Source organism: Citrobacter sp. CK206, assembly GCF_030333125.1.
Taxonomy (GTDB): Bacteria; Pseudomonadota; Gammaproteobacteria; order Enterobacterales; family Enterobacteriaceae; genus Citrobacter_B; species Citrobacter_B koseri.
Map to the genome: position 1 here is coordinate 123,383 of NZ_JAOWGM010000031.1, position 14,301 is coordinate 137,683.

A 14,301-nucleotide genomic window follows, 5' to 3' on the forward strand; every position below is an offset into this window, starting at 1 on the left:
CATTGTGGGGATGTTAAGCAGCCTGCGCGTTCTGTTCGACGCGGTTCATGCTGCGGTAGAGATGGTCAAAACGATCGTTATCAAAGTGCTGGCTGCTGCCGTCATAGAACACATGCCCCTGACGCAACGCCACAATGCGTTCGCAGTAGCGCAGGGCGTAATCCACCTGATGCAGCGTGACGACCACGGTGATGCCGTCGGTCTGGTTAATGTCGCGCAGGGTGTCCATCACAATGCGTGCCGACTCCGGGTCCAGCGAAGCGATCGGCTCATCGGCGAGGATCACTTTCGCCTGCTGCATCAATGCCCTGGCGATAGCAACGCGCTGCTGCTGTCCGCCGGAAAGCGTCGATACGCGCTGATGCGCGAAGTGCGCCATCCCGACGCGGGTCAGCGCCTGTAACGCGCGCTGCTTCTGCGCCTGGGTGAACCAGCTAAAACAGGTACGCCAGAACGGCGTGCTGCCGAGCGCGCCAATCAGCACGTTCTCCAGTACGGTCAGACGGTTCACGAGGTTGAACTGCTGGAAGATGTAGCCGGTGTGAGCGCGGCTTTTGCGGATGTCCCGCGCCAGTTTGCCCTCACGCTGTACCGTGCGGCCCAGCAGCTCGACATGGCAGCCCGGCGCTTTATCGCCGGTAATCAAACCGCTTAAGTGACGTAAAAGGGTGGATTTGCCGGAACCGGAAGGCCCAAGCAGAGCCACCATCTCACCGGAAGAGATGTTCAGATCAACCGCATGCAGCGCCTGATGCTGATTGAACGTTTTGGAGAGTTTCTCGACGCGAATAACCGTTTGCATGATGCGGCCTCCCTAAAAAAGTGGCCCCATCGTGGCGGATTAATGTGACGTTTTAGTTAAGGGATGGTTACTTGACGATGAAGAATTGAAGGGGCTTCGATGACAGCACGGGAGGGCGCGCCTCCCGTCGGTTTACTCTGTCGGCTGCGGCTGTTTCACCACATTGATCATCCACGGTACGCCATATTGATCGGTCACTTTCCCGAAACCGTGCGCCCAGAAGGTTTCCTGCCAGTCCATTTCGATTTGTCCCTGTGCGGCCAGGTTATCAAACCAGCGTTTCCCTTCGGCGACATCCTGCGTGTCGAGCACCAGCGTAAAGCCGGAGTAACTCGCGTTCCCCGACGCGACGGCGTCGCTCATCATGATGTCGCTGCCTGCAATGCGCACGTTGGCGTGGGCGATGGAGGTATCAGGGAATTGTATGCCTGACGGGCAACCGTCTTCGCTGCCCTGCTCTGGCGGGGGCATTTCACCGAAGGTGATTTTATAGAGGAGTTCCGCGCCTAACGTTTTGTGGTAGTACGCGATAGCGTCGGCACAGTGACCGGCAAAAGAGATGTAGGGACTTAACGGCATAATCGTGACCTCAGGTAAGAGAAGCCAGTTAAGTGTAGTTATCGTAGGCCCGGTAAGCGAAGCGCCACCGGGCAATAAATGCCGGATGGCGGCGTAAACGCCTTACCGGGCCTGGAAAAATCAGTTCTTTTTCACGAACTCAGATTTCAGCTTCATCGGGCCAAAGCCATCGATCTTGCAATCAATGTTGTGGTCGCCTTCAACCAGACGGATGTTCTTCACTTTGGTGCCAATTTTCAGCATGGAAGAACTGCCTTTTACTTTCAGATCTTTAACAACGGTCACGCTGTCGCCGTCTGCCAGCAGGTTGCCGTTGGCATCTTTTACGATCAGCTCGTCGCTGTCCTGCGCCGGTTCTGCGTCGTTCCATTCATGGGCGCATTCCGGGCAGATGAACATGCCGTTATCTTCGTAGGTATATTCGGAGTTGCATTGTGGGCAATGGGGTAATGACATGTCGATTTCCTCAAAAAAAGTCAGCAGGGGCAAAAGCGCCCAAAAAATGGCAGATTGCCGAAAAAGGCCGCAATTATACACAAAATCCTTAACGTTGTCGGGACTACTCGCAATTTAAGGATACGACAACCTGTGGCTGAAGGTTGCCGCCAGGGTAAGAAAAATGTCATGACTATTTTTTTAAGGGAAATTGCTACGTTTTACTATTTAAGATAAGGTGAGAGGAACGACCAGACGCGTTATAAATCTTTAACCCTCTTACTTTTACACAGTAAGAGAGACAGGTGTGGTTGATAAAAATACCTCTAATATTAACAATAAGTTATTTTAATAAAATTATTTCCACACGTAATTATAAAAGCCGAAAAGCAAACAAATAAAATCATCCGGCTAAATAAAAGTAATAAAGTTTGCGTTAAGGAAAGATTTTCCATGTACACACAGACAATATATGAATTAAGCCAGGAAGCGGAAAGATTGTTGCTGCTTTCTCTGGAACATCTCCGGTTATTGCAACAACTGCCTGTGGCTTCGCTGGATGGCGTCGCTCAGGAAGATGGGGAAGGGAATGAAAATACCCGGCCTCAGCATGTTAGCGGGCGTGACGTGGAGGCTCAGCACGGCACGCTCAATAATGAGCTACGTAAAATAACGCGCCTGGAGATGGTGCTGGCGATTGTCGGGACGATGAAGGCTGGGAAGTCGACGACAATTAACGCCATTGTCGGAACCGAAGTCCTGCCCAACCGTAATCGGCCGATGACGGCGTTACCGACGCTGATTCGCCATACGCCAGGGCAGAAAGAGCCGGTGCTGCATTTTTCTCACGTCGCGCCGATTGATACGCTCATGCAAACGCTGCAACAGCGTATGCAGGCGTGCGATCGCCAGCATCTGACCCAGGTGCTGGAAATCGATAAAGACATGAATGCGCTACTCCAGCGAATTGAAAAGGGCGTGGCTTTTGAGCGTCATTACCTGGGCGCGCAGCCCATCTTCCACTGTCTGAAAAGCCTGAACGATCTGGTGCGCTTGTCAAAAGCGCTGGGGGTCGATTTTCCTTTTGCGGCGTATGCCGCGATTGAACATATTCCGGTGATTGAGGTGGAGTTTGTGCATCTGGCGGGGCTGGAGAACTATCCGGGGCAACTGACGCTACTGGATACGCCCGGCCCTAATGAAGCCGGGCAACCGCACCTGCAAAAGATGCTTAATGAACAGCTGGCGCGCGCTTCTGCCGTACTGGCGGTGATGGATTACACCCAACTGAAATCCATTTCGGATGAAGAGGTGCGCCAGGCCATTGCGGCGGTGGGGAAATCCGTGCCGCTGTACGCACTGGTGAATAAGTTCGATCAGAAAGACCGCAACAGCGACGATGAAGAACAGGTTCGCGCGCTGATTTCCGGCACGCTGATGAATGGCAGCATTACGCCCGGGCAAATTTTTCCGGTCTCTTCCATGTGGGGATATCTGGCGAACCGTGCGCGTCACGAACTGCGGGTGCACGGGCGGTTGCCGGATCATCAGGAACAGCGCTGGGTGCAGGATTTTGCCGAGGCCGCGCTCGGCAGGCGCTGGCGGAGCGCCGATCTTGATGATATCGAACATATTCGTCATGCCGCCGATCTGCTGTGGGAAGATTCGCTATTTGAACAGCCCGTACAGCGACTGATTCACGCCGCTTACGCCAACGCCTCACTGTATGCGCTCCGGTCGGCGTCGCATAAGTTATTGAATTACGCACAGCGCGCGCGTGAATATCTGGATTTTCGCTATCACGGGCTGACGGTGGCGCATGACGCGTTGCAGGTCAATATTTCCCGCGTCGAAGAAGATATGCGGCAGCTTCAGGTGAGCCAGGATCGCGTGAGCGATGAGGTTGGCCATGAAGTTGAACGGATGATGGAGGCGGCGAACACGTTCCTGAGCCAGCAGCAGGCCGATATTTTGCACCGTATCGCGCCGCTTTTTCGCGAAGAGAGCGTGGTGGCGTGGCTGCCGCGCGATCCCCTTTCCCCTGAGCAGGAGGCGGTGGTCGAGGGTGAAACGCTGGTGCTGCATAACGAAAGGCAGGCGCAGGTCGTTTTAAGCAAAATGCGTGCGTCATGCGAAGCGGTATTACTGGCGGCGCAGGAGAACATTAGCCGCGATCTGGCGCTGCGCTTCGAACAGCTCGAATCGACGCTAAGCCGGGTGTTAAATGACGCGATGCGGCCAATTGAGGCGCGGGTAAAAGACGATCTAAGCCAGGCGGGGTTCCGGGCGCGAATCAGCTTCCCGACGTTTCATGCCAGTATGTTTAACTTCAATACTCAACCGTTGTTTAGCGAGGCGGTCGCTCAGGAGAACCCGCCGGAAGGCGCCGCGCCTCGCGCGGGCGGCGTGCGCGACACCTTTGCGCGCTGGCTGAATCAACCGAATTGGGGATGGAATGATTATGTGGAAGCCAGGACACGCTATGTCATTGATATAACGGCATTGCATAACACTCTGATCCAGCATGTCAGCCATTTCTTCCAACAAATTCATAAAGCTTTAGATGCCCAGGTCGATGTTTCTGTTACGGCAGGTATGGCGACCTTTTTTGCCGATTTTTCGTTGTGTCTGTCGGGATTGCAGGAGAGCTTGCGCGAGAGTCTGGTGACGCGCCAGCAACATGAATCGGTTGTGAACAGACTGAGCCAACAGTTACAGCACAGTATCTCCGCCACCCGGTGGATTCATGAAGATTCCCGCCTGTTACGTGATGATATCCAGACCCTTTTTGCAGCCGAGCACTCATGACGAACGTGTTACTGGAAGGCCCGGGACGGATGCTGGAATGCATCCACCCGAAGTTTATGGTCGATCTGGTTCAGGGAGAAGAGCCGAAGCGACCTGGCGGCAACCTGCAACAGCAGCAGCGTTTTCGCGAACGCCTGACGCAAGAAATTCTGAGCCAGACGCAGCTTCGCGCCTGGGTCATGGCGGGCGTATTCAATGAGCATCTGATGATGCGTCTTAAGCTGGTGGAAAAACTGGCGGGGATGCTCGATCCCGGCCATCTGGCGCTGACGCGCATTTCCCGGCAATTGACCCTTCTGCAACAGACGGAAAGCCCCAGAGGGCAAGCTATTCCTGGCATCACGCAGCAGTTAGCGGCGCTGAGCGACGGGTTTGCCCGGCGCAGCGAACATAAAGAGAAGGCGCTGACCCGGCGTGGATTGACGGTGCAGGCGGGCGAACACAGCGAGCAGATTTTTACCCGCTGGCGCGCCGGAGCCTATGACGGCTGGTCATTACCGGGGCGCTGTTTTGTCGCGCTGGAGGAGCTGCGCTGGGGGCCGTTTGGCGATGCCTGTCGGTTGGGCAATATGGAAGTGGTCGCGATGCTGAAAGATAATTTGCGCGCGATGGCTACCGATTATCTGGCGCACAGTATTCACGCCGCGCCCACCACGCGTCATTATTACCATCAGTGGCTTCATTCGCCCGCCGTGGCCGGCGCGGGGGAGCACAATGACATGTTGAGCTGGATTGGCGACTGGTGCGATCCCGATAAACATCCGGTGTGCTGGTCAGTGACCCAGCGCTGGCAGACGGTGGCGTTGGGGATGCCAAGGCTGTGTTCGGCACAGCGCCTGGTGGATGCGATGATTGAGGAGATTTTTGCGCCGTCCCCTCTCGTGGGCTGAGAGGGGACGTATGACGTTTAGTGATGGAGGGATTCCGTTGGGTTTGCCTCCGCGTTGCCCGGCGCCGGGACGTTGCCGAAACGTTTTGCATACAGGGCGGTGATAATCGGAACCAGAATCGCCGTCACAATCACGCTGGCGGCAACCAGCGCCGTGGCGGACGCGGCGACGGGTTCAAACGCCGGGTTAATCTGCGCGATGATCACCGGGTTCGCTACCGCAGCGCCTGCCGCAGAGGAGGCCGCGACGCCCGCAGTGCCGTTACCGCCGCCAATGACGCGGTCTGCGATAATCAACGGGATACCGGTAATAATGATAACCGCGACACCCAGCAGGATACCCAGCAGGCCGGTATCGACAATCACGCTCAGGTTAATGGTGTTACCCAGCGCAAAGCCGAAGAACGGGATCAGCACCGGCGTAGCTTTGCTGAAGAACGCGCGCAGGTCGTGGTCCAGGTTGCCTAATGTGAAGCCAATCAGGAACGGCAGCACGGCGCCGACAAAGTGATGCGGTTCGAAGGAGGCGAGGCCTGCGGAACCCAGAATCACCATCGTCATCAGCGGGCCAGATTCCAGAGACATCAGGACGAACGCGCCGGACTCTTCTTTGGTGCCGTACTGGTTCATCAGGCTGGCGTACAGGCCGCCGTTGGTCATGTCCATTGCGGAGACGATCGCCAGTACGGACAAACCGGCGAAGAAGCCGGTTTGAATACCGGTATCCGGGATAAACGAGGCGGCAATCATCGCGACCACCCACGCCACGGCTATTTTAGTAATAACCAACGTACCCGATTTACGTAATACCGTCCCGGTAGCGCGCAAATCAATCGAGGCGCCAATACAGAAGAACCAGACGGCCAGAATCGGCACGGTGCCGCTGATCATGCCTTTTGTAAATGAACCAAAATAGGCGCCGGTATCCGGGGCCAGGGTATTTAAAATTGCGCCGAGCAGCAGAGGGATCAACATCATCCCGCCAGGGATGCGTTCAATCGTGGCTTTAATTTTCATAAAAGTCCTCACATCTTGTCGCGCGGAACTAACGGACAAGTCGATAAATATTATTTGATTTCAATTTGTTATTTCACAAAGAGAACGGCGGGAAACCCTCTTTCTCCCTGCGTGATACATAATCGAATGTGGCATACGTCTGTTTGTCACAATCCTCAGGGATGTTGCGTCGGGTGTTATCTTGCATTCAGTGGAATATTGATTCAATCAAAATAAAACACTGTTTTAGTTATCTTCATCACATATTTTGCGTAAAGGCCCAGGAACGCGATGATTATTAAAAATGCTGTAAATTGTTTGTGAAGAGTTATGGCGGATTTTTTGCTAGCAGCATAATAGTGACGGACGTGATATTTCGGAAAGAATAACGAAATCGCCTCTCATTTATTGTCAATAATGCGCTTTGCTGACAATGTAAAAATACAGATAAAAATGCCCTTATTTACGCTCGCTGACGAAACGGCAATATATGTGTGAAGTTGATCACAAATTTAAACACTGGTAGGGTAAAGAGGTCATTAACCGCCCAATCAGGCGTCAACAGGTTCGGTTGTACAGACCTTGACCAGTCAGTGTAAGTAAACCTGCTACGCTTGTTCTACGAGGAATTGTGCCCGCACGATTCCAACGCTCGACGGTGACGTTAGCGCTTTGTGCGCCAATGAATGCAGTATGTAGCGAGACAGGGCTTAGTCTACGAGGACAGCTATGCTGAAAAGGAAAAAAGTAAAACCGATTACGCTTCGCGATGTGACCATTATTGATGATGGTAAACTGCGTAAAGCGATTACCGCAGCCTCGCTGGGTAATGCGATGGAGTGGTTTGATTTTGGTGTTTATGGGTTTGTCGCCTACGCGTTAGGTAAAGTGTTTTTCCCGGGGGCTGACCCCAGCGTGCAGATGATTGCCGCACTTGCCACCTTCTCCGTTCCCTTCCTGATTCGACCGCTTGGCGGCTTATTCTTCGGTATGCTCGGCGATAAATATGGTCGCCAGAAGATTCTTGCCATCACGATTGTGATTATGTCGATCAGTACGTTCTGTATCGGGTTGATCCCCTCTTATGCCTCTATCGGCATCTGGGCGCCGATACTGTTGCTGCTGTGTAAGATGGCGCAGGGCTTCTCGGTCGGCGGCGAATATACCGGCGCGTCGATCTTTGTCGCCGAATACTCGCCAGACCGTAAACGCGGCTTTATGGGAAGCTGGCTGGACTTCGGCTCCATTGCGGGCTTCGTGCTGGGCGCGGGCGTGGTGGTGCTGATCTCCACCGTTGTCGGCGAGGAGAACTTCCTCGACTGGGGCTGGCGTATTCCGTTCTTCATCGCACTGCCGCTAGGGATCATTGGTCTTTATCTGCGCCATGCGCTGGAAGAGACCCCGGCCTTCCAGCAGCATGTGGATAAGCTGGAGCAGGGCGATCGTGAAGGTTTGCAGGAAGGGCCAAAAGTCTCCTTTAAAGAGATTGCAACCAAACACTGGCGCAGCCTGCTGGCGTGTATCGGCCTGGTGATTGCCACCAACGTGACCTACTACATGCTGCTCACCTATATGCCGAGCTACCTGTCGCATAACCTGCACTACTCGGAAGACCACGGCGTGCTGATTATTATCGCCATCATGATCGGGATGCTGTTTGTGCAGCCGGTGATGGGGCTGCTCAGTGACCGTTTCGGTCGTCGTCCGTTTGTGATTATGGGCAGTATCGCGCTGTTTGCGCTGGCTATTCCGGCCTTTATTCTGATCAACAGTAATATTATCGGCCTGATTTTTGCCGGTCTGCTGATGCTGGCGGTGATCCTGAACTGCTTTACCGGGGTGATGGCCTCTTCTCTGCCAGCGATGTTCCCGACGCACATCCGTTACAGCGCGCTGGCGGCGGCGTTTAATATCTCGGTGCTGATTGCAGGTCTGACGCCGACCCTGGCCGCCTGGCTGGTGGAAAGCTCGCAGAACCTGATGATGCCAGCCTATTACCTGATGGCGATTGCGGTCGTCGGTTTTATTACCGGTATTACCATGAAAGAGACCGCTAACCGTCCGCTGAAAGGGGCGACGCCAGCGGCCTCGGATATCCAGGAAGCGAAAGAAATCCTTGGCGAGCACTACGATAATATCGAGCAGAAAATCGAAGATATCGATCAGGAGATTGAGGAGTTGCAGGCTAAACGTTCGCGGTTAGTGCAGCAGCATCCGCGTATTGACGAGTAAGCTTTAGCGCACCGCCTGATGGCGCTGCGCTTATCAGGCCTACAGACGGCGCAACACCTTTGCCTGATGGCGCTACGCTTATCAGGCCTACAGACGGTGCAACACCTTTGCCTGATGGCGCTGCGCTTATCAGGCCTACAGACTGCGTTTATCAGGCCGACAAATCTTAATGTTCGCTTAATCTTCGTCAGGCATACTCTCCTCCAGACCATCGGAGGAGAGTGTGATGAAAACGCGAATGTATGAAAGTCTGACAGCCCTGTTCAGTATGCTGATTGTCAGCAGTTTCCTGTATGTCTGGGTTACGACTTACTGATCTCTTTTCAACAGCACCCACGCGCGGGTTCCCGTCGTTCCCACACGGTTTTGCAAAAAGAATTGCCCGTGGTGCAGCTGCGTGATGCGGGAGACGATGCTCAATCCCAGCCCGATACCGCCATAGCGGCTGTCCATGCGGACAAACGCTTCACTTAACTCCCCGCATTTACTTTCATCAATTCCCGGCCCTTCGTCTTCGACGGCCATCATCGCGTCGCTTTCCGCATTATTGAGGATAATGGTGATGGTTGACCCTTTCGGACTGTAGCGGTGCGCATTTTCCACAAGATTACGCAACAGCATACGCAGTAGCGTGGCATCGCCGCGCACGGTGGCGTCTGCTGTGCTTTCCGGCAGTTGCAGCGTCTGCTGGCGTGTTTCCAGCATGGTGTTCAGTTCATCGTAAGAGGGCAGGATCACGTCATCCAGCAGCTTCACCGACTGGTAATTACCGGATGAGAACGACTGCCCCACGCGTGCTAATTGCAGCAGCTGCGAAACGCTGTCCATCATTTGATCAAGACGCGCAATCAACGGCGTGACGTTAACGTTGTGCGCTTTCGCCAGCAGTTCCAGATGCAGACGCACGCCCGCCAGCGGCGTGCGTAGCTCGTGGGCGACGTCGGCGGTGAACAGGCGTTCATTCTCCAGCGTCGTCGTCAGGCGAGTGACCAGTTGGTTAAGCGCCGAGACGACGGCTTCAATTTCAATCGTCGAGCTGTGAATATCGATGGGCGTCAGGTTATCGGCCGTGCGGGCTTCCAGCTCTTTTTGCAGGTCGGCAAGCGGGCGGGTGATGCGCCGGACGGCCTGATAGCAGATCAGCAGCGTCAGGCTGACCATAAATACGGCGGGAACGATCAGGCTGGCGACCGCTTCGCGAACCTCATGCCTGATGTGCCGATCGTTATTCCTGTCCTCCAGCAGCGCCTGCTCGAAAAGCTCAATCTGCTCGGTGCTCTCGTGCCATAGCCAGAAGGTGCTGATCAGTTGCAGCACCAGCAGGATAGAGCCAATGGTCAGCATCAGACGCTGACGAAGGGTCATCGGTCTGTGCAGAAAACGCGTAAGGTTCACTTAGTTTTCCTCAACGGCAACCAGCATATAACCAAACCCGCGCACCGTGCGGATACGTGATTTCCCCACTTTGTCGCGCAGGTTGTGAATATGCACTTCCAGGGTATTGGTTGACGGTTCGTTATCCCAGTTATAGATGTCGTTATACAAGATTTCACGGTGTACCGGGCTGCCTGCTTTGAGCATCAGCCGCGACAGCAGCGCATACTCTTTGGGCGTTAAGATAAGCTCTTGCCCGGCCAGCCACACCTGACGACGCCCCAGATTCAGCATCAGATTGCCGACGGTCAATTCGCTTTCACCCTGATTGTGATGACGACGCAGCAGCGCGCGAATACGCGCATGTAACTCCTCCAGCGCAAACGGCTTCACCAGATAATCATCCGCCCCGACATCCAGCCCGGTGATGCGGTCGTTGAGCGTGTCGCGGGCGGTGAGGATCAATACCGGAAGGGTGTATTTTTTCTGTCTTATTCGCGTCAGAAAGTGCAGACCGTCCTCATCAGGCAACCCAAGATCCAGCACGACCAGGCTGTAATGCCCTGTTTCCAGACAGTGTTCCGCCGCCCGGGCGGTAGAAACGCCGTCGCAGGCGTAACCCTCCGTTTGTGCAGCGAGTATCAGTCCCTGTAATAACAGCGTATCGTCTTCAACAATCAGAATTTTCATTCAGTTAGCCTCCTGCAAGGTTGCAGAATATCGTCTGCGGCCTGGTAGTTCCTGGTCTGTACGCCCGTTAATCCGAGCATGGTTGAGAAAAGATTGTCCTGCGAGAAATCCTCCTGGGCTGCCCGCTTTTGCAAACATGTCAGGTCTGTCCGGTAACGTTTCTGATAATCCTCCGAGAGCCAGAGGAGCATCGGGATATGCTTTTGCGCATCCGGCGCAATGGCGTATGGCAGCCCATGCAAATAGACGCCATTTTCTCCTAAAGATTCACCGTGGTCGGAAAGATAGACCAGGCTGGTGGTGAATTTATCCTGATGCGCTTTTAATATATTGATTGCCTTATCAACAATATAGTCCACGTACAGTACGGTATTATCGTAAGTATTCACTAACTGTTGCTGTGAACAGGTCTGAATTTCATTGGTGTCGCAGGTCGGGGTAAATTGCGCAAACTGCGGCGGATAACGGTGATAATAGGTCGGACCGTGGCTGCCGATGGTGTGCAGCACAATGACGCCGTCGCCCTGGAGTTTATCGATGTATTCCTCCAGCCCGTGAAAGAGCACTTCGTCGTAACATTCGCCGTTAATGCACTGACCCGGCAATTTCAGCGCGGTCATATCCTGATGCGGCACGCGATCGCAGGCGCCTTTACAGCCGCCGTCGTTATCGTTCCACAGCACGCTAACTCCGGCTCGTTGAATGATGTCCAGCAACCCTTCCTGATGGTGCGCCAGCCCTTCGTTGTAGTGTTTACGCTGCATACCGGAAAACATGCAGGGAACCGAGATCGCCGTTGCGGTGCCGCAGGAGGTGGTGTGCGGGAAGTAGACCACATTATCCTGCGCCAGACGCGGGTTGGTTTGCCGTGAATAGCCAGACAGCGAGAAGTTATCCCCACGCGAGGTTTCGCCGACGATCAGGATGGTCAGATTATGTCGTTTTTCTTTCAGCATCGCGGGATTGCGATGCGCATCTTCGCCAATGCGTACCAAAGGCAGGTTGGCGAGTCGCTCATGTGAATACCACGACCAACTGGCGACCAGGCTGTTCGACGGGCTGAGAGACTTGATCAGCTCTTTGTTATTGCGAAAAAGCGAGGCGTAATCTTTGTAGAAGCAGGCGGCGACCAGCACGATCAGCAGAAGCGAAGCCAGCACGTTGAGGGCGCGATACGCGCCGCTGCGTAATGTCAGAGAGGTCGGTTTGATTTTGATGCTACAGGCGATTACCGCCGCCAGAAGGCCGCTTAATCCCAGCGTAAGCGCCATTTGTGGCGTGACCAGCGCGAACGTTTCTGCCGGTGTGGTATCCATCATGTTGGCGATCATGGAGCGGTCCATGACGATGCCGTAGGTCATGATGAAGTATTGCGCGGCGGCGCCCGTCAGAATAAAGAGGCAGGCCAGCGGGCGGTTAAGCCACAGGAACGACGCCAGCGTCAGTACGATATTGATGACGCTAAACGCGACAAGCGGCATGGATAAAAACACCAGCACGTTGTGCATTGAATCCAGCGGCAGGGCTTGCATCACCTGCTTGTAGAAAGCGATGTTCAGACAGACGGCGATGTAGAATGAGAGGAGTAACAGCCAGGTAATGTGTCCGAGGGTCGGTCTTTTTAAAACGCGCTTCAGCATTATGGTATGTCCATCAACTAAGTGCGCCGATCCTCGCAAAGCAACATTAAGCCAACCTTAAGTTTTTAAGGTTGTGGGGCGACCTGCGATCGTCGCCACAGGACTGATAAACGTAGCGCCATCGGGGGGTAAACGGCGTATCCGCCATGCTGTAAATAAAGGGAAAAACGGCCCGACAGGATCGCCGGGCCGGGCAGGTTATTTCGCGCAGTTCGCGCACTGTTTGCTGACAATCTGCTGGAAGAAATCGTTGCCTTTGTCATCCACCAGGATAAACGCCGGGAAGTCTTCCACTTCGATTTTCCAGATCGCTTCCATACCCAGTTCCGGGTACTCCACGCACTCCAGATGCTTGATACTCTGTTGCGCCAGCACCGCAGCCGGGCCGCCAATGCTGCCCAGATAGAAGCCGCCGTATTTGTGGCAGGCGTCGGTGACCTGCTGGCTACGGTTGCCTTTCGCCAGCATGATCATGCTGCCGCCGTGAGATTGCAGCAGGTCAACGTAGGAGTCCATGCGTCCTGCGGTGGTTGGCCCCAGGGAGCCGGACGGGTAGCCTGCTGGCGTTTTCGCCGGGCCTGCGTAGTAGATGGGGTGATCTTTAATGTACTGCGGCAGACCTTCGCCGGATTCGATGCGCTCTTTCAACTTCGCATGGGCGATATCGCGACCGACGATGATGGTGCCGCTCAGCGACAGGCGGGTTGATACCGGGTACTGTGAAAGCTGGGCGAGGATCTCTTTCATCGGCCGGTTGAGGTCAACTTTCACCACTTCGCCTTCACCGGCCTGACGCAGGGATTCCGGGATGTACTGCGCGGGATTGTGCTCCAGTTTTTCGATCCAGATCCCTTCACGGTTGATTTTGGCTTTGATGTTGCGGTCAGCCGAGCAGGAGACGCCCATGCCGACCGGGCAGGACGCGCCGTGACGCGGCAGGCGGATTACCCGGATATCGTGCGCGAAGTATTTACCGCCAAACTGTGCGCCGAGGCCGAGCTTCTGCGCCTCTTCCAGCAGTTCCTGTTCCAGTTGAATATCGCGAAAGGCCTGGCCGTGTTCGTTACCTTCAGTCGGCAGACCGTCGTAATAATGCGTACTGGCCAGCTTCACGGTTTTCAGCGTGCTTTCCGCCGATGTCCCGCCAATCACAAACGCGATGTGGTATGGCGGGCAGGCTGCGGTGCCCAGAGTGCGCATTTTCTCAACGAGGAAGTTTTTCAGCTTGCCGGGCGTCAGCAGCGCTTTGGTTTCCTGATACAGATAGGTTTTGTTCGCCGAGCCGCCGCCTTTTGCCACGCAGAGGAACTTGTATTCATCGCCATCAACCGTGTAGAGGTCGATTTGCGCGGGCAGGTTGGTGCCGGTGTTGACCTCTTTGTACATATCCAGCGCGGCGTTCTGCGAATAGCGCAGGTTGTCTTCGATATAGGTGTTGAACACGCCTTTGGAGAGCGCGGCTTCATCGCCGCCGCCCGTCCAGACGCGCTGGCCCTTTTTACCGACGATAATCGCCGTGCCGGTATCCTGGCAGGTCGGCAGAACGCCTTTAGCGGCAATTTCGGAGTTGCGTAAAAATTGCAGCGCGACGTACTTATCGTTTTCGCTGGCTTCGGGGTCATGGAGAATGGAGGCGACTTGTTGCTGGTGCTCCGGGCGGAGCATAAAGGAGGCATCGTGGAAGGCTTGCTGGGCCAGGAGTGTCAGGGCCTGTGGCTCAACCTTCAGTATCGACTCTCCTTCAAATTCGCCAACGCTAACGTGATCGGAGGTCAGGAGATAATACTCCGTTTTGTCTTCCCCCATCGGGAAAGGCGCCTGATATATAAATTCTTTATTCGACATATGCTTCCAGC

Annotated in this window: 13 protein-coding genes; 4 read left to right on the forward strand and 9 right to left on the reverse strand. The window is 54.6% G+C overall.

The window, feature by feature from the left end; translation table 11 throughout:
* Positions 1 to 13 precede the first annotated feature (13 nt).
* From phnC to OGX81_RS21645, 3 genes are all read right to left on the reverse strand, one after another.
* A complete protein-coding gene (phnC, locus tag OGX81_RS21635; RefSeq protein WP_012134537.1) occupies positions 14 to 802 on the reverse strand; it encodes a phosphonate ABC transporter ATP-binding protein in 789 nt (262 codons plus the stop codon).
* 132 nt (positions 803 to 934) lie between these two features.
* On the reverse strand, positions 935 to 1,381 hold the full coding sequence (gene yjdN, locus OGX81_RS21640) for a VOC family metalloprotein YjdN (RefSeq protein WP_104867883.1): 447 nt from the start codon (positions 1,379 to 1,381) through the stop codon (positions 935 to 937).
* Between the two features lie 120 nt (positions 1,382 to 1,501).
* A complete protein-coding gene (locus OGX81_RS21645) occupies positions 1,502 to 1,837 on the reverse strand; it encodes a zinc ribbon domain-containing protein YjdM (protein ID WP_003031835.1) in 336 nt (111 codons plus the stop codon).
* Between the two features lie 432 nt (positions 1,838 to 2,269).
* Here OGX81_RS21645 and crfC point away from each other — a divergent pair, with 432 nt between their 5' ends.
* Positions 2,270 to 4,624, forward strand: coding sequence for a clamp-binding protein CrfC (gene crfC, locus OGX81_RS21650; protein WP_104867882.1), 2,355 nt, complete (start codon positions 2,270 to 2,272; stop codon positions 4,622 to 4,624).
* Positions 4,621 to 5,514: a diguanylate cyclase regulator RdcB family protein gene (locus OGX81_RS21655; RefSeq protein WP_012134530.1), complete on the forward strand. Its 894-nt coding sequence runs from the start codon at positions 4,621 to 4,623 to the stop codon at positions 5,512 to 5,514. Before crfC ends, OGX81_RS21655 begins: the two co-directional genes overlap by 4 nt.
* Before the next feature lie 17 nt (positions 5,515 to 5,531).
* Here the strand turns inward: OGX81_RS21655 and kdgT are convergent, their stop codons facing one another.
* Positions 5,532 to 6,530 carry a 2-keto-3-deoxygluconate transporter gene (gene kdgT, locus OGX81_RS21660; RefSeq protein WP_012134529.1) on the reverse strand — a complete coding sequence of 333 codons (999 nt, stop codon included), beginning with the start codon at positions 6,528 to 6,530 and terminating at the stop codon, positions 5,532 to 5,534.
* Between the two features lie 708 nt (positions 6,531 to 7,238).
* On the opposite strand from kdgT, the gene proP reads away from it, so the two are divergent.
* A complete protein-coding gene (gene proP, locus OGX81_RS21665) occupies positions 7,239 to 8,741 on the forward strand; it encodes a glycine betaine/L-proline transporter ProP (RefSeq protein ID WP_047459579.1) in 1,503 nt (500 codons plus the stop codon).
* Here the strand turns inward: proP and OGX81_RS22075 are convergent.
* The gene (locus tag OGX81_RS22075) at positions 8,672 to 8,953 is read right to left on the reverse strand and encodes a hypothetical protein (RefSeq protein WP_353622039.1); all 282 of its coding nucleotides are present in this window, start codon (positions 8,951 to 8,953) and stop codon (positions 8,672 to 8,674) included. The genes proP and OGX81_RS22075 overlap by 70 nt on opposite strands.
* Positions 8,954 to 8,967: 14 nt before the next feature.
* Between OGX81_RS22075 and pmrR the strand changes: the two genes are divergently transcribed.
* Positions 8,968 to 9,057 (forward strand): LpxT activity modulator PmrR, encoded by a 90-nt coding sequence (gene pmrR / locus OGX81_RS21670; RefSeq protein ID WP_052303351.1) that lies wholly within the window; start codon positions 8,968 to 8,970, stop codon positions 9,055 to 9,057.
* On the opposite strand, the gene pmrB is transcribed toward pmrR, so the two are convergent.
* The 4 genes from pmrB to fumA all read right to left on the reverse strand — a co-directional run bounded on the left by pmrB (position 9,051) and on the right by fumA (position 14,290).
* A complete protein-coding gene (pmrB, locus tag OGX81_RS21675; protein ID WP_024130816.1) occupies positions 9,051 to 10,136 on the reverse strand; it encodes a two-component system sensor histidine kinase PmrB in 1,086 nt (361 codons plus the stop codon). The two genes, pmrR and pmrB, sit on opposite strands and share 7 nt — an antisense overlap.
* Positions 10,137 to 10,805: a two-component system response regulator PmrA gene (gene pmrA, locus OGX81_RS21680; protein ID WP_012134524.1), complete on the reverse strand. Its 669-nt coding sequence runs from the start codon at positions 10,803 to 10,805 to the stop codon at positions 10,137 to 10,139.
* Positions 10,802 to 12,445: a phosphoethanolamine transferase EptA gene (eptA, locus tag OGX81_RS21685; RefSeq protein ID WP_104867881.1), complete on the reverse strand. Its 1,644-nt coding sequence runs from the start codon at positions 12,443 to 12,445 to the stop codon at positions 10,802 to 10,804. The genes pmrA and eptA overlap by 4 nt, the downstream gene beginning before the upstream one ends.
* Before the next feature lie 198 nt (positions 12,446 to 12,643).
* Complete coding sequence (gene fumA / locus OGX81_RS21690; protein ID WP_058668435.1) at positions 12,644 to 14,290, reverse strand: class I fumarate hydratase FumA; 1,647 nt, start codon at positions 14,288 to 14,290, stop codon at positions 12,644 to 12,646.
* Positions 14,291 to 14,301: the final 11 nt, after the last annotated feature.

What these genes read in the sequence shown, in the direction of transcription:
- kdgT (WP_012134529.1), bottom strand. Translation starts at nt 6,530, where the DNA reads ATGAAAATTAAAGCCACGATTGAACGCATCCCTGGCGGGATGATGTTG.
- proP (WP_047459579.1), top strand. Translation starts at nt 7,239, where the DNA reads ATGCTGAAAAGGAAAAAAGTAAAACCGATTACGCTTCGCGATGTGACC.
- pmrR (WP_052303351.1), top strand. Translation starts at nt 8,968, where the DNA reads ATGAAAACGCGAATGTATGAAAGTCTGACAGCCCTGTTCAGTATGCTG.
- pmrA (WP_012134524.1), bottom strand. Translation starts at nt 10,805, where the DNA reads ATGAAAATTCTGATTGTTGAAGACGATACGCTGTTATTACAGGGACTG.
- crfC (WP_104867882.1), top strand. Translation starts at nt 2,270, where the DNA reads ATGTACACACAGACAATATATGAATTAAGCCAGGAAGCGGAAAGATTG.
- OGX81_RS22075 (WP_353622039.1), bottom strand. Translation starts at nt 8,953, where the DNA reads ATGGTCTGGAGGAGAGTATGCCTGACGAAGATTAAGCGAACATTAAGA.
- eptA (WP_104867881.1), bottom strand. Translation starts at nt 12,445, where the DNA reads ATGCTGAAGCGCGTTTTAAAAAGACCGACCCTCGGACACATTACCTGG.
- phnC (WP_012134537.1), bottom strand. Translation starts at nt 802, where the DNA reads ATGCAAACGGTTATTCGCGTCGAGAAACTCTCCAAAACGTTCAATCAG.
- OGX81_RS21645 (WP_003031835.1), bottom strand. Translation starts at nt 1,837, where the DNA reads ATGTCATTACCCCATTGCCCACAATGCAACTCCGAATATACCTACGAA.
- yjdN (WP_104867883.1), bottom strand. Translation starts at nt 1,381, where the DNA reads ATGCCGTTAAGTCCCTACATCTCTTTTGCCGGTCACTGTGCCGACGCT.
- fumA (WP_058668435.1), bottom strand. Translation starts at nt 14,290, where the DNA reads ATGTCGAATAAAGAATTTATATATCAGGCGCCTTTCCCGATGGGGGAA.
- OGX81_RS21655 (WP_012134530.1), top strand. Translation starts at nt 4,621, where the DNA reads ATGACGAACGTGTTACTGGAAGGCCCGGGACGGATGCTGGAATGCATC.